18 protein-coding genes and 1 tRNA gene are annotated in these 18,714 nt (G+C 72.0%); 12 read left to right on the top strand and 7 right to left on the bottom strand.

Annotation, left to right across the window (positions count from 1 at the left end):
* The first annotated feature begins 41 nt into the window (after positions 1-41).
* The 7 genes from fdhE to ACEN9J_RS26895 all read left to right on the top strand — a co-directional run bounded on the left by fdhE (position 42) and on the right by ACEN9J_RS26895 (position 7,720).
* Complete coding sequence (gene fdhE, locus ACEN9J_RS26925; RefSeq protein WP_413762518.1) at positions 42-1,058, top strand: formate dehydrogenase accessory protein FdhE; 1,017 nt, start codon at positions 42-44, stop codon at positions 1,056-1,058.
* Complete coding sequence (gene selA / locus ACEN9J_RS26920; RefSeq protein WP_413762517.1) at positions 1,058-2,506, top strand: L-seryl-tRNA(Sec) selenium transferase; 1,449 nt, start codon at positions 1,058-1,060, stop codon at positions 2,504-2,506. The genes fdhE and selA overlap by 1 nt, the downstream gene beginning before the upstream one ends.
* Positions 2,507-2,537: 31 nt before the next feature.
* Entirely contained in the window at positions 2,538-3,653 is a 1,116-nt protein-coding gene (locus ACEN9J_RS26915) for an acyl-CoA dehydrogenase family protein (RefSeq protein ID WP_413762516.1), read from the top strand.
* Between the two features lie 10 nt (positions 3,654-3,663).
* Positions 3,664-4,524 (top strand): phosphate/phosphite/phosphonate ABC transporter substrate-binding protein, encoded by an 861-nt coding sequence (locus tag ACEN9J_RS26910; RefSeq protein WP_413762515.1) that lies wholly within the window; start codon positions 3,664-3,666, stop codon positions 4,522-4,524.
* The gene (locus tag ACEN9J_RS26905; protein ID WP_413762514.1) at positions 4,490-5,695 is read left to right on the top strand and encodes a ferritin-like domain-containing protein; all 1,206 of its coding nucleotides are present in this window, start codon (positions 4,490-4,492) and stop codon (positions 5,693-5,695) included. Before ACEN9J_RS26910 ends, ACEN9J_RS26905 begins: the two co-directional genes overlap by 35 nt.
* A 10-nt stretch (positions 5,696-5,705) precedes the next feature.
* Complete coding sequence (gene selB, locus ACEN9J_RS26900) at positions 5,706-7,613, top strand: selenocysteine-specific translation elongation factor (RefSeq protein ID WP_413762513.1); 1,908 nt, start codon at positions 5,706-5,708, stop codon at positions 7,611-7,613.
* Positions 7,614-7,627: 14 nt separating this feature from the next.
* Positions 7,628-7,720: transfer RNA gene (locus ACEN9J_RS26895), tRNA-Sec, on the top strand.
* Between the two features lie 150 nt (positions 7,721-7,870).
* On the opposite strand, the gene selD is transcribed toward ACEN9J_RS26895, so the two are convergent.
* A complete protein-coding gene (selD, locus tag ACEN9J_RS26890) occupies positions 7,871-8,938 on the bottom strand; it encodes a selenide, water dikinase SelD (RefSeq protein WP_413762512.1) in 1,068 nt (355 codons plus the stop codon).
* A 74-nt stretch (positions 8,939-9,012) separates the two neighbouring features.
* On the opposite strand from selD, the gene ACEN9J_RS26885 reads away from it, so the two are divergent.
* The 5 genes from ACEN9J_RS26885 to mnmH are packed head-to-tail and all read left to right on the top strand — an operon-like array spanning position 9,013 to position 13,431.
* Entirely contained in the window at positions 9,013-9,870 is an 858-nt protein-coding gene (locus tag ACEN9J_RS26885) for a putative selenate ABC transporter substrate-binding protein (RefSeq protein ID WP_413762511.1), read from the top strand.
* A gap of 22 nt (positions 9,871-9,892) precedes the next feature.
* Positions 9,893-10,705 (top strand): phosphonate ABC transporter ATP-binding protein, encoded by an 813-nt coding sequence (locus ACEN9J_RS26880; protein ID WP_413762510.1) that lies wholly within the window; start codon positions 9,893-9,895, stop codon positions 10,703-10,705.
* A complete protein-coding gene (locus ACEN9J_RS26875; RefSeq protein WP_409976575.1) occupies positions 10,696-11,529 on the top strand; it encodes a PhnE/PtxC family ABC transporter permease in 834 nt (277 codons plus the stop codon). Before ACEN9J_RS26880 ends, ACEN9J_RS26875 begins: the two co-directional genes overlap by 10 nt.
* Complete coding sequence (gene phnE, locus ACEN9J_RS26870; protein WP_261214882.1) at positions 11,526-12,320, top strand: phosphonate ABC transporter, permease protein PhnE; 795 nt, start codon at positions 11,526-11,528, stop codon at positions 12,318-12,320. Before ACEN9J_RS26875 ends, phnE begins: the two co-directional genes overlap by 4 nt.
* Before the next feature lie 40 nt (positions 12,321-12,360).
* Positions 12,361-13,431: a tRNA 2-selenouridine(34) synthase MnmH gene (mnmH, locus tag ACEN9J_RS26865; protein WP_413762509.1), complete on the top strand. Its 1,071-nt coding sequence runs from the start codon at positions 12,361-12,363 to the stop codon at positions 13,429-13,431.
* Here mnmH and fdhD read toward each other — a convergent pair.
* The 6 genes from fdhD to ACEN9J_RS26835 all read right to left on the bottom strand — a co-directional run bounded on the left by fdhD (position 13,365) and on the right by ACEN9J_RS26835 (position 18,690).
* Positions 13,365-14,273 (bottom strand): formate dehydrogenase accessory sulfurtransferase FdhD, encoded by a 909-nt coding sequence (fdhD, locus tag ACEN9J_RS26860; RefSeq protein WP_413762508.1) that lies wholly within the window; start codon positions 14,271-14,273, stop codon positions 13,365-13,367. The two genes, mnmH and fdhD, sit on opposite strands and share 67 nt — an antisense overlap.
* A 61-nt stretch (positions 14,274-14,334) precedes the next feature.
* The gene (locus ACEN9J_RS26855; protein ID WP_413762507.1) at positions 14,335-14,631 is read right to left on the bottom strand and encodes a hypothetical protein; all 297 of its coding nucleotides are present in this window, start codon (positions 14,629-14,631) and stop codon (positions 14,335-14,337) included.
* Positions 14,632-14,645: 14 nt separating this feature from the next.
* Positions 14,646-17,003 carry an FdhF/YdeP family oxidoreductase gene (locus ACEN9J_RS26850; RefSeq protein WP_413764621.1) on the bottom strand — a complete coding sequence of 786 codons (2,358 nt, stop codon included), beginning with the start codon at positions 17,001-17,003 and terminating at the stop codon, positions 14,646-14,648.
* A 120-nt stretch (positions 17,004-17,123) separates the two neighbouring features.
* Positions 17,124-17,438: a type II toxin-antitoxin system RelE/ParE family toxin gene (locus ACEN9J_RS26845; protein WP_261214890.1), complete on the bottom strand. Its 315-nt coding sequence runs from the start codon at positions 17,436-17,438 to the stop codon at positions 17,124-17,126.
* Positions 17,435-17,716, bottom strand: coding sequence for a YlcI/YnfO family protein (locus tag ACEN9J_RS26840; RefSeq protein WP_261214892.1), 282 nt, complete (start codon positions 17,714-17,716; stop codon positions 17,435-17,437). Before ACEN9J_RS26840 ends, ACEN9J_RS26845 begins: the two co-directional genes overlap by 4 nt.
* 59 nt (positions 17,717-17,775) lie before the next feature.
* Positions 17,776-18,690: a LysR family transcriptional regulator gene (locus ACEN9J_RS26835; RefSeq protein ID WP_203202580.1), complete on the bottom strand. Its 915-nt coding sequence runs from the start codon at positions 18,688-18,690 to the stop codon at positions 17,776-17,778.
* Positions 18,691-18,714 lie beyond the last annotated feature (24 nt).

The raw sequence follows: 18,714 nt of genomic DNA, 5'->3' as shown, positions 1-18,714 counted from the left end.
CCTGCATTGCGATCCGGGCGATTCGCTGTAGAGTCGTCCGGATGAGCAGCAGCCCACCGATCCGCACCACGCGCGTCCTCGAGCCCGAGCAGATCGCCATGCAGGCGGGGCGGCAGATGCCCTTCCTGCGGCTGCCGGTGCGCGCCGCGGCCTTCTCCGACCGGCAGCTGCGGCTGCGCCAGCTCGCGGCCTCGCACCCGATGCGCGAGTACCTGATCTTCATCGCCGACCTCGCGCAGGCCCAGCACCAGGTGCTGCAGGACCACGCGCCGGTCGCGCTGCCCGAGGCCGAGGCGCTCGAGGCCGCGTCGCGCGCGCTCAAGCCGCCGCTGCCGGCCTTCGGCTGGCCGCGCGATCCGGTCTGGCGCGCCGAGCTGCGCCGCCTGCTCGGCCTGTTCCGCGCGCGGCTGTCCGACGGCCCGGCGCGCGACACGCTCGACCGCGTGGTCGCGGCCGACGACGACTGGCTCGAACAGCAGGCCGACCGGCTGTCGCGCCGCATCATGTTCGGCCTCGACCTCGCGGCCGCGCCGCTGATCGCGGCCGGCCTGCAGGTCTACTGGACACAGCTCGTGCTGCAGGTGGCGCAACGGCATGGCGAGAACATCTTCGGCCGCACCGATCCCGGCAACCTCTGCCCCTGCTGCGGCAGCGCGCCCACCGCGAGCATCACGCGCATCGGCGCCGACGAGGCGGGCTTCCGCTACCTGCACTGCGCGCTGTGCGGCACCGAGTGGCACTACGTGCGCATCAAGTGCACGCACTGCGAGAGCACCAAGGGCATCCACTTCGAATCGCTGACGCCCGAGCCCGGCGTTGCAATGCCCGCCACCGGCGCGCGCGAGGGCGCGGTCAAGGCCGAGTGCTGCGACACCTGCGGCCACTACCTCAAGCAGATCGCGATGGAAAAAGACCCCGAGGTCGAACCTGTGGCCGACGACCTCGCGAGCGTCACGCTCGACCTGCTGGTGTCGGAGAACGGTCACCAGCGCAGCGGCCACAACCTGATGCTGCTGTTCGGCGACCCTGAAATCCCCGACGACGGCGGAGGCGGCTGATGGCGGCGCCCGAAGAGTCCGTGGTCCACGGCTCGACGGCAAGGCCCCAGGATCTGCCTTCTGTCGATCGAATGCTGCGCGCACCGGCCGCGCAGGCCCTCGTGGCCGAGCATGGCCACACGCTGGTGGCCGGCGAGGCCCGCGCCTTGCTCGATGCCCTGCGCGCACGCGCCCTGGCCGGCAAGTTGCCCGCCGCCGAGGTGCAGGCCGGCGCGCTCGACACCACGCTCGCGCGGCGCATCGCGCAACGCCTCGCGCCGCGCATGCGCAGCGTGCTCAACCTCACCGGCACCGTCATCCACACCAACCTCGGCCGCGCGCTGCTGGCCGATGCGGCGCTGCGGCGGCTGCTCGAGGTCATGACCTCGCCCAACAACCTCGAGTACGACCTCGCCACCGGCAGCCGCGGCGACCGCGATTCGCTGGTGGAGGACCTGCTGCGCACCATCACCGGCGCCGAGGCCGCGACCGTGGTCAACAACAACGCGGCCGCGGTGCTGCTGACCATCGCGGCGCTGGCGCGCGAGCGCGAGGTGATCGTCTCGCGCGGCGAGCTGGTCGAGATCGGCGGCGCCTTCCGCATGCCCGACGTGATGGCCAGCGCGGGCGCGCAGATGGTCGAGGTCGGCACCACCAACCGCACCCATCCGCAGGACTACGAGCGCGCCATCAACGCGCGCACCGCGCTCGTGATGAAGGTCCACACGAGCAATTACGCGGTGCAGGGCTTCACCGCCGCGGTCGACGAGGCCACGCTGGCCGGCATCGCCCATGCGCGCGGCGTGCCGCTGGCCACCGACCTCGGCAGCGGCTCGTTGATCGATCTCGCGCACTACGGCCTGCCGCGCGAGCCGCTGCCGCAGGAGATGCTCGCGGCCGGCTGCGACGTGGTCACCTTCTCGGGCGACAAGCTGTTGGGCGGCCCGCAGGCCGGGCTCATCGTCGGCAGCAAGGAGGCCGTGGGCCGCATCCGCAAGTTCCCGATGAAGCGCGCGCTGCGCATGAGCAAGCTGCCGCTGGCCGCGCTCGAGGCCACGCTGTCGCTCTACCTGCGGCCCGAGCGCCTCGCGCAGGACCTGCCGACGCTGCGTCTGCTCACGCGCCCGGCCGATGCGATCCGCGAGCTGGCGCAGGCGCTGCTGCCCGCCGTGCGCGAGGCCGTGGCGCCGCGCTTCACGGTCGAGGTGGTGCCGCTGCTCGGGCAGATCGGCTCGGGCTCGCTGCCCGTCGAACGCCTGCCCTCGGCCGGCCTCGCGCTGGCGCCGGCCGGGACCGCGAAGAAAGGCCTCGGCACCGCGCTCGATGCGCTCGCCACCGCACTGCGCGGCCTGCCCCTGCCGGTGATCGGCCGCATCGCCGAGGACCGGTTGCTGCTCGACCTGCGCTGCCTGGAAGACAGCGCCCCCTTCTCGGCCCAGCTCGCTTTGCTGCGCGAGCGGCTCCAGTGATTTACCTCAACCCCGACCTCAGGAGAATGCGATGAACCCGCTCGACGCGCTCGCCGATATCGACAAGGAAGTCCTCCAGCCGCTGGCCCCCCGCACCGATGCCGAGGCACGGTTCCCGCGCGAGGCGATCGCGGCGCTAGGCAAGGCCGGCCTGCTCGGCCTGGTCTCGGCCACCGCGGTGGGCGGCCAGGGCCTGGGCCTGAAGGAGGCCGCGCAGGTGGTCGCGCAGCTCGCGCAGACCTGCCCCTCCACCGCGATGGTGGTCTGCATGCACTACTGCGCCACCGCGGTGCTCGAGCAGCAGGGCCCCGAGGCCGTGCGCAAGGCCGTCGCAGAGGGCCGGCACCTGAGCACGCTGGCCTTCTCCGAGGCCGACTCGCGCAGCCATTTCTGGGCCCCCACCGGCACCGCGCGCGCCGACGGCGACGGCGTGCTGCTCGATGCGCGCAAGAGCTGGGTCACCTCGGCCTTCGAGGCCGACAGCTATGTGTGGTCGAGCAAGCCGCTCGCGGCCGAGGGCGCGAGCACGCTGTGGCTGGTCGGCGCCAGGGCCGAGGGGCTGAGCCAGCCCGGACGCTTCGACGGCCTGGGCCTGCGCGGCAACGCCTCCACGCCGATCGCGGCGAAGGGCGTGCGCATCGCCGCGAGCGATCGCCTCGGCGAGGACGGCAAGGGCTTCGACACCATGATGGGCGTGGTGCTGCCCTGGTTCTCGGTGCTCAGCGCCGCCTGCTCGGTGGGCCTGATGAACGGCGCCCTGGCGCGCGCCATCGGCCACGTGAGCCAGACGAAGCACGTGCACCTCGACAGCTCGCTGGCCGACCTGCCCACCATCCGCGCCTACCTCGCGCGCGCCCGCATCCAGGCCGACATGGCGCAGGCCCTGCTCGACGACACCATCGCCGCCATCGGCGCGGGCCGTGCCGACACCATGCTGCGCGTGCTCGAGGTCAAGGCCGCCGCGGCCGAGTCCGCGCTGACGGTGACCGACACCGCGATGCGCGTGTGCGGCGGCGCGGCCTTCCGCAAGGAGGCGGGCATCGAACGGCTGTTCCGCGATGCGCGCGCCTCGAGCGTGATGGCGCCGACCTCCGACGTGCTCTACGACTTCATCGGCAAGGCCATCACCGGCCTGCCGCTGTTCTGAGGAGCTGCCCGTGTCCGAACCGACGCTGATCATGGGCGCTGTCGCCTACGCGCCCAAGGTCGTCACGATCTGGGAAGGCTTCAAGGCCTTCTTCGCGCAGCACGGCCTGGCCTTCGACTACGTGCTGTATTCGAACTACGAGCGCCAGGTCGAGGCGCAGTTCGACGGCAGCATCCACCTGGCCTGGAACTCGCCGCTGGCCTGGGTGCGCGCCGATCGCATCGCACGTGCGCGCGGCCAGCAGGTGCGCGCCGTGGCCATGCGCGACACCGACTGCGACCTGCGCTCGGCCATCGTGGTGCGCGCCGACAGCCCGGTGCAGTCGCTCGACCAGCTGCGCGGCAAGACCATCGGCTTCGGCGCGGCCGATTCGCCGCAGGCCACGCTGATTCCGCTCGACCACCTGCGCGGCGCGGGCCTGGTGCAATCGCGCGACTTCCAGGCTCGCCTGTTCGACGTGCTCGGCGGCAAGCATGGCGACCACATCGGCGGCGAACGCGACGCGGCCGTGGCGCTGCGCGCCGGCGAGATCGACGCCTGCTGCCTGATCGACGGCAACCTGCTGGCCTTCGGCCTCGATGGCACCCTGCCCGCGGGCAGCACGCGCGTGCTGGCGCGCACCGGCGCCTACGACCACTGCAACTTCACCACCAGTCCCGACGCGCCGGCCGCGCTCATCGAGCGCTTCGTGTCGCTGCTGATGGCGATGCGCTGGGACGACCCGCAGGTGCGCCCGCTGCTCGAGCTCGAGGGCCTGCGCGAATGGCGCGCGGGCCGCACCAGCGGCTATGCGCTGCTCGAGCGCGCGGTCGACGACGAGCGTTTCTACGACGGCGATGGCCGCATCACCGCCACCGGCTATCGATATTGAGTCGCTGGGCCTCGACCAGGGCGCCCTGCTGCTCATCCGCCGCGCGCTGGCCGAGCGGCCCGTGGGCGGCGAGCTGCACGTGCGCGGCACGGCGCCGGCCTGGGAGCTGCACCTGGAGGCCTGGTGCCGCGGCCAGGGCCATCCGCTGCGCTTCGAGCAGGACGACGCGGGCATGACGCTCGCCCGCATCACGCGCGGCCCGCATGCCGAGGGCCGCTGGCGCGGCGCGCAGCCCACCGGCCATGCACGCGGCGACACCGAGGCCGAGGCTCTGCCGAGCTGGGGACTGGCCGCGCGCGGCGCGACGGTCGAGGCCGGCAGCCCCGATTTTTTCTTCTCGCTGCACCAGCGCCACGAGCTCTGGGCCGCCACCGCGGGCGAGCTCTATGCGCAGGCCGCGGCGGCCCAGTGGGACCCGGCCACCGCCATCGACTGGGCGGCGCATTTCGAACTGCCGCCGGCCATCGAGGCCGCGGTGGTGCAGGTGATGACCTACCTGATCGAGAACGAGAACGCCGCGCTGCTGGTGCCCGCGCGCCACCTGGGCCAGATCCATCCGCACTTCCGCGAGGTGTTGCAGCTGCTGGCGCTGCAGTGCGCCGACGAGGCGCGGCACATCGAGGTCTTCACGCGGCGCGCCACGCTGCGCGGCCACGAGCCCGCGCTGTCGACGGCCGGCGGCCAGGCCTCGTTGCGCACGCTGTTCGAGGCGCCCGACTTCTCGATCGCCACCTTCCTGCTGGCCGTGCTCGGCGAGGGCAGCTTCGTCAACCTGCTCAACTTCCTGCAGGCGCATGCGCCCGACCCGGTGACGCGGCAGATCGCGCGGCTCGCCGCGCGCGACGAGGCGCGCCACGTGGCCTTCGGCATGGCGCACCTCGAGTACCGGCTGTCGGTGCAGCCCGAGTTCCAGGCCCGGCTGCGCAATGCGATCGAGTTGCGCTACGACGCGCTGGCGGCCACCGCGGGCCTCAACGAGGAGGTGTTCGACGCGCTGGTGCTGCTGGCCGCGGGCGCGCTGTCGCCGGCCGCCATCGCACACGGCCACGCGGCCGTGCAGCAGCTGCAGCGCGACATGGCGGCGGGCCGGCGCGCGCGCCTCGCGCGGCTGGGCTTCGCGCGCGAAGAGGCCGAGCGGCTGTCCGAACTGCACACGCGCAATTTCATGTGATGCTCGCGCCATGATCATCGGAACCGCAGGCCACATCGACCACGGCAAGACCTCGCTGGTGCGCGCGCTGACCGGCGTCGACACCGACCGGCTGCCCGAGGAGAAACGCCGCGGCATCTCGATCGAGCTCGGCTATGCCTACCTGCACGCGCCCGAGGGCGTGTCGCTGGGCTTCGTCGACGTGCCGGGCCACGAGCGCCTGCTGCACACCATGCTGGCCGGTGCCACCGGCATCGAGCATGCGCTGCTGGTGGTGGCGGCCGACGACGGCGTGATGCCGCAGACGCGCGAGCACCTCGCGGTGGTGGCGCTGCTCGGCGTGCGCGGCGCCACGGTGGCGATCACCAAGATCGACCGCATCGACCCCGCGCAGCGCGCGGCGCGGCTGGCCGAGGTGGGTGCCGAGGTCGAGGCGCTGCTGGCGCCGACGCCGCTCGCGGGCGCGCCGGTGTTCGCGGTCTCGGCCGTCACGGGCGAGGGCATCGAGGCGCTGCGCGCGCGGCTCGTGGCCGTGGCGCGCGACGAACGCGCGCGCGAGCACGGCCTGGCCTTCCGCCTCGCGGTCGACCGCGCCTTCACGCTCGCGGGCGTCGGCACGGTGGTGACCGGCACCGCCTTCAGCGGCGAGGTGCGCGTGGGCGACGAGCTGCGCATCGCGCCCGGTGATCGCGTGGTGCGGGTGCGCGGCATCCATGCGCAGAACCGGCAGGCCGAGCTCGCGCAGGCGGGCCAGCGCTGCGCGCTCGCGCTCGCGGGCGTGGCCAGGGACGAGGTGCATCGCGGCGAGTGGATCTGCACGCCCTCGATCGCGCTGGCCACCGACCGCATCGACATCGAACTGAGCCTGTGGCCCGGCGAGGCCAAGGCGCTGCGCTCGGGCACCACGGTGCATGCGCACCTGGGCGCGAGCGACACCATGGCCTCGCTCGCGCTGCTCGACCGCGAACTGCTGCAGCCCGGCGAAACCGCGCTCGCGCAACTGGTGCTGCGCGAGAAGATCGCCGCCTGGCACGGCGACCGCGGCGTACTGCGCGATGCCTCGGCCACGCGCACCATGGCCGGCGCGCGTGTGCTCGATCCCTTCGCGCCGGTGCGCTACCGGCGCACGCCCGAGCGGCTGGACACGCTCGCGGCCTGGCGCCTCGACGCGCGCGACGACCGCATCGCGGCCCTGCTGCGCCACGCGCCGCTGGGCCTCGACACCGCGCAGGTGGCGCGTGCCCTCTCGCTGGCCGACGAGGCCGCGCTGCCATTGCCCGCCGAGGCGCAGCGCGTCGCCGGCACCGCCATCGCGCGCGAACAGCTCGACGCGCTCGAGGCCCGGATCGTGGCGCGGCTCGACGACTTCCACCGCGACGCGCCCGACGAGGTCGGCCCCGACGCGCGCCGCCTCAAGCGCCTGGCCGGCCCGCGCACCGGCGACGCGCTGTGGCGGCATGCGGTCGAGTCGCTGGTGGCGCGCGGCGCGCTGGTGCGCAGCGGCACCTGGCTGCACCGCCCCGACCATGCGGCGCGGCTCGGCGAGGCCGAGCAGAAGCTCGCGCAGAAGCTGCTGCCGAAACTGGCCGACGGCGGCTTCGATCCGCCCTGGGTGCGCGACCTCGCCAAGGACTGCGGCGCGAGCGAGGCCGTGGTGCGGCAGACGCTCGCGAGCCTCGCGCGGCGCGGCGAGGCCTTCCAGGTGGTCAAGGACTTGTACTATCCGCAGGCGACGGTCGAACGCCTGGCGGCGATCGCGCGCGATTGCCTGCGGGGGCCCGAGGGCCTGCAGGCCGCGAGTTTCCGGGACGCGACCGGGCTGGGCCGCAAGCGCGCGATCCAGCTGCTGGAGTTCTTCGACCGGGTCGGCTTCACGCGGCGCGTGAAGGACACGCACCTGCTGCGGCCCGACACGGTGCTGTTCGAGGCACGGCCTTGAAGGGCCGTGCGCATGGGAGGGGATCGTCCCTGGTGGGGCGGCCGGGCTTCAAACCCGGTGGGTGGCGCCAGTCGTCGCTTGGAAGGTTCGACTCCTTCCCCCTTCCGCCTTTTGGCGGGCATTCGCCTGCTGCGCGATTCGATCTTGCACCTGCGATGCTCGACGTACCTGAGTACGTCTGCGCTTCTCGGCGCAACCTCGAACCGCTCGCTACGGCGACTGCCCACCAAAAGCTTGGACGATGGGCAACTGTATGGTCAGGGGACGACGCGCAGCGATGGGCCGTTCGCTTCCACGCGGCCGATGACGGCGGCGCGGTCGAAGCCCTCGTCGCCGAACACCTTCAGCACGGCATCGACGGCCTCCGGCGCGCAGCTCACGAGCAGGCCGCCCGAGGTCTGCGGATCGCTGAGCAGCGCCTGCGCGGTCGGCGGCAGGCCGGCGGCGAGTTCGACCTCGGCGCCGTAGCCGGCCCAGTTGCGGCCCGAGGCACCGGTGACGAAGCCCTCGGCGGCCATGGCCTCGACGCGGTCGAGCAGCGGCACCTTCGACCATTCGACGACGGCCGAGAGCTTCGCGCCGCGCGCGAGCTCGAGCGCATGGCCCGCGAGGCCGAAGCCGGTGACGTCGGTCAGCGCATGCACGCCCTCGAGCGCCGAGAGCGCGATGCCGGGCGTGTTGAGCTTCGTCGTGTTCTCGATCAGCTGGCGGTAGCCGGTCTCGGACAGCTGCTCCTTCTTGAGCGCGGCCGACAGCACGCCGACGCCCAGCGGCTTGCCCAGCACCAGCACGTCGCCCGCCTTCGCGTCGGCATTGCGCCGCACGCGCTTCGGATGCACCAGGCCCATGGCGACGAGCCCGTAGATCGGCTCGACCGAATCGATGGTGTGGCCGCCCGCGATCGGGATGCCGGCGGCGCGGCACACGTCCTGCCCGCCGCGCACGATCTCGGCGATGACCTCCACCGGCAGCTGGTTGATCGGCATCGCGAGGATGGCCAGCGCCATGATCGGCCGCCCGCCCATGGCGTAGACGTCGCTGATGGCATTGGTGGCGGCGATGCGGCCGAACTCGTAGGGGTCGTCCACGATCGGCATGAAGAAATCGGTGGTGGCGATCAGCGCCTGCTCGTCGTTGAGCCTGTAGACGGCCGCGTCGTCGGCGGTCTCGATGCCCACCATGAGCTCGGGCGGGATCAGGCCGCCGCCATGGTTCTTCAGGATCTGCGAGAGCACGCCCGGCGCGATCTTGCAGCCGCAGCCGCCGCCGTGCGAAAAACTCGTGAGGCGCAGCGGCGCGAGCGGATTCATGAGAGTCGGGTTCATGGGCCGATTATCGAATCGGGCCCGCTTTCTACAATCCCGACCTTTCCAAAACCGCGAGCCTCCAAGGCGCATCCATGAAAAAGACACTCACACGACTGGCCCTTGCCCTGGCCTTCTCCGCCGCCAGCCTCGGCGCCTTCGCGCAGGGCGTGCTGCGCGTCTCGGCCATTCCCGACGAGGCGCCGACCGAACTGCAGCGCAAGTTCACGCCGCTGGGCGACTACCTCAAGAAGGAAACCGGCATGGACGTGCAGTTCACGCCCGTGACCGACTACGCTGCCGTGGTCGAGGGCCTCGCCACCCACAAGATCGACCTCGCCTGGCTCGGCGGCTTCACCTTCGTGCAGGCGCGCATCCGCACCAACGGCGGCGCGGTGCCGATCGTGCAGCGCGCCGAGGACGAGGTCTTCACCAGCAAGTTCATCGTGCCGCTGGACAGCAGCGCGAAGACGCTCGCGGACCTCAAGGGCAAGACCTTCGCGTTCGGCGCGCCCTCCTCCACCTCGGGCAGCCTGATGCCGCGCTACTTCCTGCTGCAGGCCGGCATCAACCCCGAGAAGGACTTCAAGACGGTCGCGTTCTCGGGCGCGCACGATGCCACCGTGGCCTTCGTGGCCGCCTCGCGCGCCGAGGCCGGCGTGCTCAACGCCTCGGTGTGGGACAAGCTGGTGGAGGCCAAGAACCCCAACGCCGCCAAGGTGCGCGTGCTGGCCACCACGCCGACCTACTACGACTACAACTGGACCGTGCGCCCGGGCCTCGACGCGGCGCTCACGAAGAAGCTCACCGACGCCTTCCTCAAGCTCGATCCAGCCAACCCGGCGCACAAGGAGATCATGGCGCTGCAGCGCGCGAGCAAGTTCATCCCGACCAAGTCGTCGAACTACGACGGCATCGAGACGGCGGGCAAGTCGGCCGGCCTGATCAAGTAAGCACCAGGGAGAGAAAGCGCGCATGGGTTTCTCGCTCGACGGCGTGGGCGTGGTGCACCCCAACGGCCAGCGCGCGCTGGCCGGGGTGAAGCTCGCGGCGCGCGACGGCGAACGCCTCGCGGTCATCGGCCCTTCGGGCGCGGGCAAGACCACGCTGCTGCGCGTGCTCGGGGCCGCGCTGCGACCCGGCGAAGGCGAGGTGCGAACGCTCGACGCGCAGCCCTGGCAACTGCCGGCCGCTGCGCTCAAGAAATTGCGCGCGCGAATCGCCACCGTGCACCAGGCACCGCCGATCGCGCCGCGGCTGCGCGTGGTCACGGCCGTGCTCGCGGGCCGGCTGGGCCAGTGGTCGAGCTGGCGCGCGCTGGCCTCGCTGTTCCATCCTTCCGACATGGCCGGCGCGCACGAGGTGCTGGCGCGCCTGTCGCTCGAGGACCGCCTGTTCGAGCGCTGCGACCGGCTCTCGGGCGGGCAGCTGCAGCGCGTGGGCATCGCGCGCGCGCTCTACCAGCGGCCGGCGCTTCTGCTGGCCGACGAGCCTGTCTCCGCGCTCGACCCCACGCTGGCCGATGCCGCCGTGGGCCAGCTGGTCGCGCAGAGCGAAAGCACAGGCGCCACGCTGGTCGCCTCGCTGCATGCGGTGGACCTGGCGCTGCGCTGGTTTCCGCGCGTGGTCGGCATGCGCAACGGGCAGCTGATGTTCGACCTGCCGACCGCCGAGCTCACGCCCGCGCTGCTCGACGCGCTCTATGCCAGCGAAGGCGGCGTGGCAGTGCAGCGCGCGCCGCAAACCGTGGCGGCCGAGGCGGCCTTCCAGCGGCCGGGCTGCGCTTGAGCGCGAGCGCCGTCCACCGCGATCCGCAGGCGCGGCGCCGGCTCGGCTTCGGGCTCGCCGCGCTGGTCGTCGCCTGGCCGATGCTGACGCTGGCCGAGTTCAAGCCGTGGGCGCTGTTCGGCAGCGGCAACCTCGCGGTCATCGGCGGCTTCCTCGCGGGCTTTCTTCCGCCCGACGGCTCGCCCGCCTTTCTCGCGCTGCTCGCCAAGGCCACGCTAGAGACGCTGGCCATGGCCACGGCCGGCACCGCGCTCGCGCTGCTGATCGGCGCGCCGCTGGCCTTCGTGACCACGCGCGCGCTGTCGATCTCGCGCATCGGCCCCGGGCCGGGCCGCGTGCGCGCGGGCATCGTGCGGCAGGCGGCGCGCTGGCTGCTGATGGTGCTGCGCGCGATCCCCGAGATCGTCTGGGCGCTGCTGTTCGTGCGCGCGCTGGGCCTCGGTCCCGCGGCCGGCGTGCTGGCGCTGGCCATCACTTACGGCGGCATGCTCGGCAAGGTCTACGCCGAGATCCTCGAATCGACCGACACCCGCCCCGCGCGCGCGCTGCTCGAGGCCGGCAGCGGCCGGCTCGCGGCGCTGTGCTATGGCCTCTTGCCGCACACGGCGCAGGAGCTGGCCTCCTACACCGTGTACCGCTGGGAGTGCGCGGTGCGCGCCTCGGTGGTGATGGGCTTCGTCGGCGCCGGAGGGCTGGGCCAGCTGATGGACCAGTCGATGAAGATGCTCAACGGCGGCGAGGCCAGCAGCATCCTGCTGGTGTTCCTGCTGCTGGTGCTGCTGGCGGACGCGATGAGCAACGCACTGCGCAGGCTGCTGGCATGAACCTGCCGCCACGTCCTCCGCCCTGCGTGCGCTGCCGGATCGCACTGCTGCTGATCGCGGCGGCGGTGGTCGCGAGCTTCGTCTACCTCGGCATCGATTACCGCGCGCTGGGCTCGGCCGAGTCGCTCGCGCTCATGGGCAAGTTCATCGCCGAGTTCTTCCCGCCCGACCTCTCGGGCGGCTTCCTCGCCAAGGTCGGCCATGGCGCGCTGCAGACGCTCGCGGTGTCGGCGCTCGGCACCGTGCTCGCGGCGCTGGCGGGTGCCCTGCTCGCGCTGCCCGCATCGGGCCGCGCCGGCTGGCTGCCGCGCCACACCGCGCGCTTCGTCCTCAACCTGCTGCGCAGCGTGCCCGAGCTGGTCTGGGCCGCGCTGATGGTGCTGGCCGCGGGCATCGGGCCCTTCGCGGGCGCGCTCGCGCTGGCGCTGCACACCACGGGCGTGCTGGGCCGCCTGTTCGCCGAGGCGCTCGAGAACGCGCCGCGCGAGCCCGAGCACGCGCTGACGCTCGCGGGCGCCGGCCCGGTCGCGGCCTTCAGCTACGCCAGCCTGCCGATCGTGCTGCCGCAGTGGGTGGCCTACACGCTCTACCGCTGGGAGATGAACATCCGCATGGCCGCGGTGCTGGGCTTCGTGGGCGGCGGCGGGCTCGGCCAGCTGCTGTACTTCCACCTCTCGATCTTCCAGCAGCAGCAGGCGATGACGGTGCTGCTCGCGATGTTCGCGCTGGTCACGCTGGTGGACTTCGCGAGCGCTCGCTTGCGCCGGGGCCTCGGGCCCGCCTACGCCTGAATCCGTCGGAGGCGACAATCGGGGGCATGAGGTTCCCGCCATGAGTCACCGCCAGCCCGTGCGGGTCGTCGATCGCCACGCCTTCGACACGATCATCGACGCCCGTTCGCCGGCCGAGTTCGCGCTCGACCGCATTCCCGGCGCCATCAACTGCCCCGTGCTCGACGACGAGGAGCGCCACATCGTCGGCACCGTCTACGTGCAGACCGGCGCCTTCGAGGCGCGGCGCATCGGCGGCGCGATGGTCGCGGCCAACATCGCGCGGCACCTGCGCGACACGCTGGCCGACCGGCCCGAGAAGTGGAAGCCGCTGGTCTACTGCTGGCGCGGCGGCATGCGCAGCGGCTCGATGGTGACCTGGCTGCGACTGGTGGGCTGGGACGCGCAGCAGCTCGCGGGCGGCTACAAGAGCTTCCGGCGCCACGTGATCTCGCAGCTCGACGCGCTGACGCCGCGGCTCGACCTGCGCGTGGTCTGCGGCGCCACCGGCAGCGCCAAGACCCGCGTGCTGCATGCGCTGGCCGCGCGCGGCGAGCAGGTGCTCGACCTCGAGGACTTCGCGCACCACAAGGGCTCGCTGCTGGGTTCGCTGCCGGGCGTGGCGCAACCCTCGCAGAAGCATTTCGAGACCCGCATCGCGACGGTGCTCGAAGGCATCGACCTGCAGCGCCCGCTGTACGTCGAGGGCGAGAGCATCCGCATCGGCCGGCTCTCGCTGCCGCTGTCGCTGGTGGCGAAGATGCGCGCCGCGCCCTGCATCGAGGTGGTGGCCACGCCCGAGGCGCGGCTGGCCTACCTGCTGCGCGACTACGCCTACCTCGGCGACGACCGCGCGGCGCTGGCCGGCCAGCTCGGCCTGCTCAAGGAACTGCAGGGCAAGGAAACGGTGGCGCGCTGGCAGCAGTGGGCGCACGAGGCGCAGCTGCCGCTGCTCTTCGCCGAGCTGATGGCGCTGCACTACGACCCGCACTACGAGAAGTCGCAGGAGCGCCATTTCAAGACCTGGGCCGCCCGGCGCCGCGTGGCCGCGGCCGACCTCGGCGATCAGGGCATCGAGGCGCTGGCCGACGCGGTGCGCGCGCTCGAGGACGACGCCAGCCCGTCGGCATAGAGCACGCCGCGCGGCGCGCGGCACAGCCCCCACAGCCGCAGTCCGCTGAGCTCGGCCATGCGCACGCCCATCGCGGTGGGCGCCGAGATGGTGGCCATGGCCGCGATGCCCAGCCGCGCGCACTTGCGCACCAGCTCGTGGCTGCCGCGGCTCGACAGCACCACGAAGCCCGGCTCGCCGAGGCGCCCGGTGCGCGCGAGCCGGCCCAGCAGCTTGTCGAGCGCGTTGTGGCGGCCGACGTCCTCGAGCACCTCGACCAGCTCGCCCTCGAGCGTGGCCCAGCCCGCGGCATGGATCGCGCCGGCACTCGCATTGAGCAGCTGGCGCGCGGGCAGCGCCGCGAAGGCGCGCAGTACGGTGGGCAGGTCGATGCGCGCGAGCCAGTCGTGCGCCGGCAGCCGTTCGGACGCGAGGTCGAGCGCCGCGAAGCTCTCGACGCCGCAGACGCCGCAGCCGGTGCGGCCCGCGAGGCTGCGCCGGCGGCCCTTGAGGCGCTCGAAGGCGCGCGTGGAGATCTCGAGCCGCACCTCCACGCCGGGCATGCCCTCGGGCAGGCCGGCATCGTGCGCATCGACCGCCTCGACCTCGATGCCGCGGCAGTCGTCGGCGGCGTCGAGGATGCCCTCGCTGAGCGCGAAGCCCAGCGCGAAGTCCTCGAGCTCCTGCGGCGTGGCCATCATCACCGCGTGCGAGAGGCCGTTGAACACCAGCGCCACCGGCACCTCGGCCGCGAGCGTGTCCTCGCGCGCGATGCCGGCGGGTGGCGCGCCAGCCTCGCCGTAGACGCGCACGCCGAGGCGCGAGATCGAGGGCAGCGGTGCGAGTTCGGTGTCGGTGGACATGGCGCTGAGGCGAAGGAGTGAGCGCCTATTGTGGGCCTGCCCGCCGCGGCGGGCCAGGCGTTCAGGCGGCGGGCGCGTCGCTGACGAGGGATTCGGCCAGCGCGCGGCCGGCGTCGCTCAGGCGCGCCAGCCAGCGCTCGCCGTCGCGCTCGACCGCGACCCAGCCCGGCCCCGGCACGCCGCCGATGGCCGCGTCGCCCATCAGCGCGAGCTGGCGCATCAGCACGCTCGCGCCCTGGCCCAGCCGCTTGCCCAGGCGCGGCAGCGAGACGCTCTCCAGGCCCTCGGCCTTGAATTCAGCCAGCGCGAGCAGGATCGCGGCGGGCAGCGGCAAGGCGTCGTTCGCTTCGTCGGACATGGCGCGCACGCAGCTCAGGCCGCGACTTCCTCGCCCGTGACCGAAGCCGGACCTTCCTCGGCCTGCGCAACGTGCGCCACCAGCATCACGGGAATCGACTTCGAGGTCGGCGTGCCCGCGTTCTCGGCCACCGAGGACAGCGGCACCAGCGGATTGGTCTCGGGGTAGTAGGCCGCGAGGTTGCCGCGCGGAATGTCGTAGGCCACCAGCTTGAAGCGGTCGGCGCGCCGTTCCTGGCCGTCGTCCCACACCGTGAGGATGTCGACCCAGTCGCCGTCCCTGAAGCCCAGCGCGCGGATGTCCTCGGCATGGATGAACACCACGCGGCGCTGGCCGAACACGCCGCGGTAGCGGTCGTCCATGCCGTAGATGGTGGTGTTGTACTGGTCGTGCGAACGCGTGGTCAGCAGGGTGAAGACCTTCGCGTCGCCCTTGCGGCCGTGGCGCGCGCGTGCGCGGTGCACCGGCGTGTCGATCGGCACGGCGTGGGTGAAGAAAACGGCCTTGTGCTGCGGCGTGTTCCACACCCGCTCGCTCGCGGTGTTGCGCAGGCGAAAGCCGCCGGGCACTGCCACGCGCGTGTTGAAGTCCGCGAAGTCGTCGAACACGGCCTCGATCTTGTCGCGGATGCGCGCGTAGTCCTCGATCATCCAGAGCCACGGCGTGCGGCTGCGCGCACCGAGCGTGGCGGCCGCGAGGCGCGCGACGATGGCGGGCTCCGACAGCAGCTGCGCCGAGGCCGGCGGGTTGATGCCCATCGAGATGTGCACCATGCTCATCGAGTCCTCCACCGTCACGCCCTGCGCGCCGGCGGCCTGCATGTCGATCTCGGTGCGGCCCAGGCAGGGCAGGATCAGCGCCTCGCGCCCGTGCACCACGTGGCTGCGGTTGAGCTTGGTCGCGACGTGCACCGTCAGGTCGCACTGGCGCAGGCCCTTCCAGGTCTGGTAGGTGTCGGGCGTGGCGGCCGCGAAGTTGCCGCCGAGCGCGAAGAACACGCGGCCGCGGCCGTCGAGCATGGCCTGGATCGCCTCCACGGTATCGAAGCCGTTCTCGCGCGGCGGCTCGAAGCCGAACACCTGCTGCAGCCGGTCGAGCAGCGCGGCCGGCGGCTTCTCCCAGATGCCCATGGTGCGGTCGCCCTGCACGTTGCTGTGGCCGCGCACCGGGCAGGCGCCCGCGCCCTCGCGGCCCATGTGGCCGCACAGCATCAGCAGGTTGACGATCATCTGGATCGTGGCCACCGAATGCTGGTGCTGCGTGATGCCCATGCCCCAGCAGGCGATGACGCGCTTGGCGCCCAGGTAGACCTCGGCCGCGGCGCGGATGTCGGCCTCGGCCAGGCCCGACTCCTGTTCGAGCAGCTCCCACGACTCGGCGCGCAGGTCGGCGGCCAGCGCCTCGAAGCCGGTGGTGTGGATGGCGATGAACTCGCGGTCGAGCAGCGAGGCGCCGCTGGCGGCGATGCTCCGGTCGTCGCGCTCGATGACGTGCTTCATCATGCCCTTGAGGGCCGCGAAGTCGCCGCCCACGCGCAGCTGGTAGTAGTGGGTGCTGATCGGCGTCGAGCCCAGCGTGGCCATCTCGATCTTGCTCTGCGGATCCTGGAAGCGCTCGAGGCCGCGTTCGCGCAGCGGGTTGAAGCTCACGATGCGCGCGCCGCGCTTCGAGGCCGCGCGCAGTTCGCCGAGCATGCGCGGATGGTTGGTGCCGGGGTTCTGGCCGAAGATGAAGATCGCGTCGGCCTTGTCGAAGTCGTCGAGCGTGACCGTGCCCTTGCCCACGCCGATCTGCGGCCGCATGCCGCTGCCGCTGGGCTCGTGGCACATGTTCGAGCAGTCGGGGAAGTTGTTGGTGCCGTACTCGCGCACGAACAGCTGGTAGAGGAAGGCGGCCTCGTTGCTGGCGCGGCCCGAGGTGTAGAAGATGGCCTGGTTGGGATCGGGCAGCGCGTTCAGATGGCGCGCGATCAGCTCGAAGGCCGCGTCCCACTCGATCGGACGGTATCTGTCGCTCGCGCGGTCGTAGACCATCGGGTGCGTGAGCCGGCCCTGGTCCTCGAGCCAGAAGTCGCTCTGCTGCATCAGCTCGGCCACCGTGTGCTTCGCGAACAGCTCGGGCCCGGCGCGGCGCGCGGTGGCCTCGGCCGCCACGGCCTTCACGCCGTTCTCGCAGAACTCGAAGGTCGAGGCGTGGTTGCGGTCGGGCCAGGCGCAGCCCGGGCAGTCGAAGCCGTCGGGCTGGTTGGCCGACAGCAGGGTCTTCGCACCCTTGATGGGAATGTCCTGCCGCAGCAGCGTGTTCTTCACGCTGCGCAACGCGCCCCAGCCGCCCGCGGGGCCCTTGTAGAACTCGATCTTCTGTTCGCCGATATCGCCAATGCTCATGCGGGAGAGTGTTCGCCGCGCGCGCCGGGAGCGTCAAATTGAATCGGGACATGCTCCGATTCAAAACGGAAATGACGATCCGTCGCGCCCCGGGGCCGGCCCGGCTCAGTGGTAGTCGTCTTCCCGTTGATGCCTGACGGCGGCCACGACGATCGACTCGTTCGTTTCAATCTCGAACAGCGCGACATAGCCGCTCCCGCCGAACGGAATCACAAGCTCGCGGATCCATGGGCTGTCGCCTGCCTTGCGGCAGGTGAACGGCGAGAAACCCAGCGTGGCGATGCCGCTTTCGATGGCGTCGAGCGCTCGCGACGCCAGTGCCAGGTCCCCGCCCCGCGCGAGTTCCCGCTCGATGATGAAGTCATACAGCCGCTCCAGGTCCTCGACCGCCTGGAGGGTGAAGCGGACCTTGTAGTTCACCGGTGCGCCGAACGCTGCCGCTTCCTGGCCACCTCGAGCTTTGTCTTGAGACGATCGACCACCTCGCCCGCATCGACATACGCGCCGCTACGACGTGCGCTGGCCAACGACGCGAGGCCGCGGACCACGAATTCGGCCTGATCCTTGCGCTGCTGAACGCGCGCGCGTATCGCGGACTCGACGAATTGCGACAAGGACTCGCCCTCGCCCAGCACCTGCTCGACTTCGGTACGGAATTCGGGCTCCACGCGCAACGACGGGATGGTGGCGGTTTTCATCGCTCAATTGTATCGCCGATGCGATGCAAGACGATCAGCCGTGCGAGCGCCGGGCCGGCTCAGCCCGCGGCGCGCGGCGCCAGCACCTCCTCGACGAAGCCGATGAAGGCGCGCACCTTGGCGGCCGGCAGGTGGCGCGAGGGATAGAGCACGTGCAGCGAGAAGCGCTCGTCGGGCCAGTCGGGAAAGAGGTCGACCAGTTGCCCGGCGTCGAGCAGTTCCTGGATGCCCAGCGCCTTGATCTGCGCGATGCCCGCGCCCGCGACGCAGGCGCCGAGGATGGTGCCGGGGTCGGTCAGCAGCAGCCGGCCCGCGGTCGGCACCTCGATGGCCTTGCGGCCGCGCCGGAATTCCCAGGCGAAGGGCTGGCCGGTCAGCGGATCGCGCACCTGGATGCAGACATGTCGGGCGAGCTCGGCCGGCTTCGCGGGCCGGCCGTGGCGCGCGAGGTAGCCGGGCGCGGCCACGGTCGCGACGCGGGTCTCGATCAGCTTGCGCGCCACCAGCGAGGAGGCCGGCGGCGTGCCGAAGCGCAGCGCGATGTCGAAGCCCTCGCCCACCAGGTCGCCGAGCTGGTCGCGCGCGATGAGCTCGAGCGAGAGCTGCGGATGCCGCTCGACGAAGCGGTGGATGTGCGGCGCCAGCAGCAGCCGCGAGGTGAAGGCGTCGACGTTGACGCGCAGCCGGCCCTGCACCGCGCCCGCGGAACCGCTGGCGCGCGTCACCGCGTCCTCGATGCCGAGCACCAGCGGATTGATGCTGGCGTAGAGCTCGCGGCCCTCGTCGGTCAGGCCCAGCGAGCGCGTGGTGCGGTCGAGCAGCCGCACGCCGATGCGCGCCTCGAGCCGCGCGATGGCCCGGCTCACGCCCGAGGGCGTGACGCCCAGCGCATCGGCCGCCTTGGCGAAGCTGCCGCTGTCGACGACGGCGGCGAGCACGCTGACGTTGGAAAGCAGTCGTCCGTCGAGAGCCATGGATTCATCCGTGATTTGGAGTCA

It is taken from the genome of Variovorax sp. Varisp41 (assembly GCF_047325085.1).
In the GTDB taxonomy this organism is placed as follows: domain Bacteria; phylum Pseudomonadota; class Gammaproteobacteria; order Burkholderiales; family Burkholderiaceae_C; genus Variovorax.
This window is presented reverse-complemented; position numbering and strand designations above follow the sequence as displayed.

What these genes read in the sequence shown, in the direction of transcription:
- fdhE (WP_413762518.1), top strand. Translation starts at nt 42, where the DNA reads ATGAGCAGCAGCCCACCGATCCGCACCACGCGCGTCCTCGAGCCCGAG.
- selA (WP_413762517.1), top strand. Translation starts at nt 1,058, where the DNA reads ATGGCGGCGCCCGAAGAGTCCGTGGTCCACGGCTCGACGGCAAGGCCC.
- ACEN9J_RS26915 (WP_413762516.1), top strand. Translation starts at nt 2,538, where the DNA reads ATGAACCCGCTCGACGCGCTCGCCGATATCGACAAGGAAGTCCTCCAG.
- ACEN9J_RS26905 (WP_413762514.1), top strand. Translation starts at nt 4,490, where the DNA reads ATGGCCGCATCACCGCCACCGGCTATCGATATTGAGTCGCTGGGCCTC.
- selB (WP_413762513.1), top strand. Translation starts at nt 5,706, where the DNA reads ATGATCATCGGAACCGCAGGCCACATCGACCACGGCAAGACCTCGCTG.
- selD (WP_413762512.1), bottom strand. Translation starts at nt 8,938, where the DNA reads ATGAACCCGACTCTCATGAATCCGCTCGCGCCGCTGCGCCTCACGAGT.
- ACEN9J_RS26885 (WP_413762511.1), top strand. Translation starts at nt 9,013, where the DNA reads ATGAAAAAGACACTCACACGACTGGCCCTTGCCCTGGCCTTCTCCGCC.
- ACEN9J_RS26880 (WP_413762510.1), top strand. Translation starts at nt 9,893, where the DNA reads ATGGGTTTCTCGCTCGACGGCGTGGGCGTGGTGCACCCCAACGGCCAG.
- phnE (WP_261214882.1), top strand. Translation starts at nt 11,526, where the DNA reads ATGAACCTGCCGCCACGTCCTCCGCCCTGCGTGCGCTGCCGGATCGCA.
- mnmH (WP_413762509.1), top strand. Translation starts at nt 12,361, where the DNA reads ATGAGTCACCGCCAGCCCGTGCGGGTCGTCGATCGCCACGCCTTCGAC.
- fdhD (WP_413762508.1), bottom strand. Translation starts at nt 14,273, where the DNA reads ATGTCCACCGACACCGAACTCGCACCGCTGCCCTCGATCTCGCGCCTC.
- ACEN9J_RS26855 (WP_413762507.1), bottom strand. Translation starts at nt 14,631, where the DNA reads ATGTCCGACGAAGCGAACGACGCCTTGCCGCTGCCCGCCGCGATCCTG.
- ACEN9J_RS26840 (WP_261214892.1), bottom strand. Translation starts at nt 17,716, where the DNA reads ATGAAAACCGCCACCATCCCGTCGTTGCGCGTGGAGCCCGAATTCCGT.
- ACEN9J_RS26835 (WP_203202580.1), bottom strand. Translation starts at nt 18,690, where the DNA reads ATGGCTCTCGACGGACGACTGCTTTCCAACGTCAGCGTGCTCGCCGCC.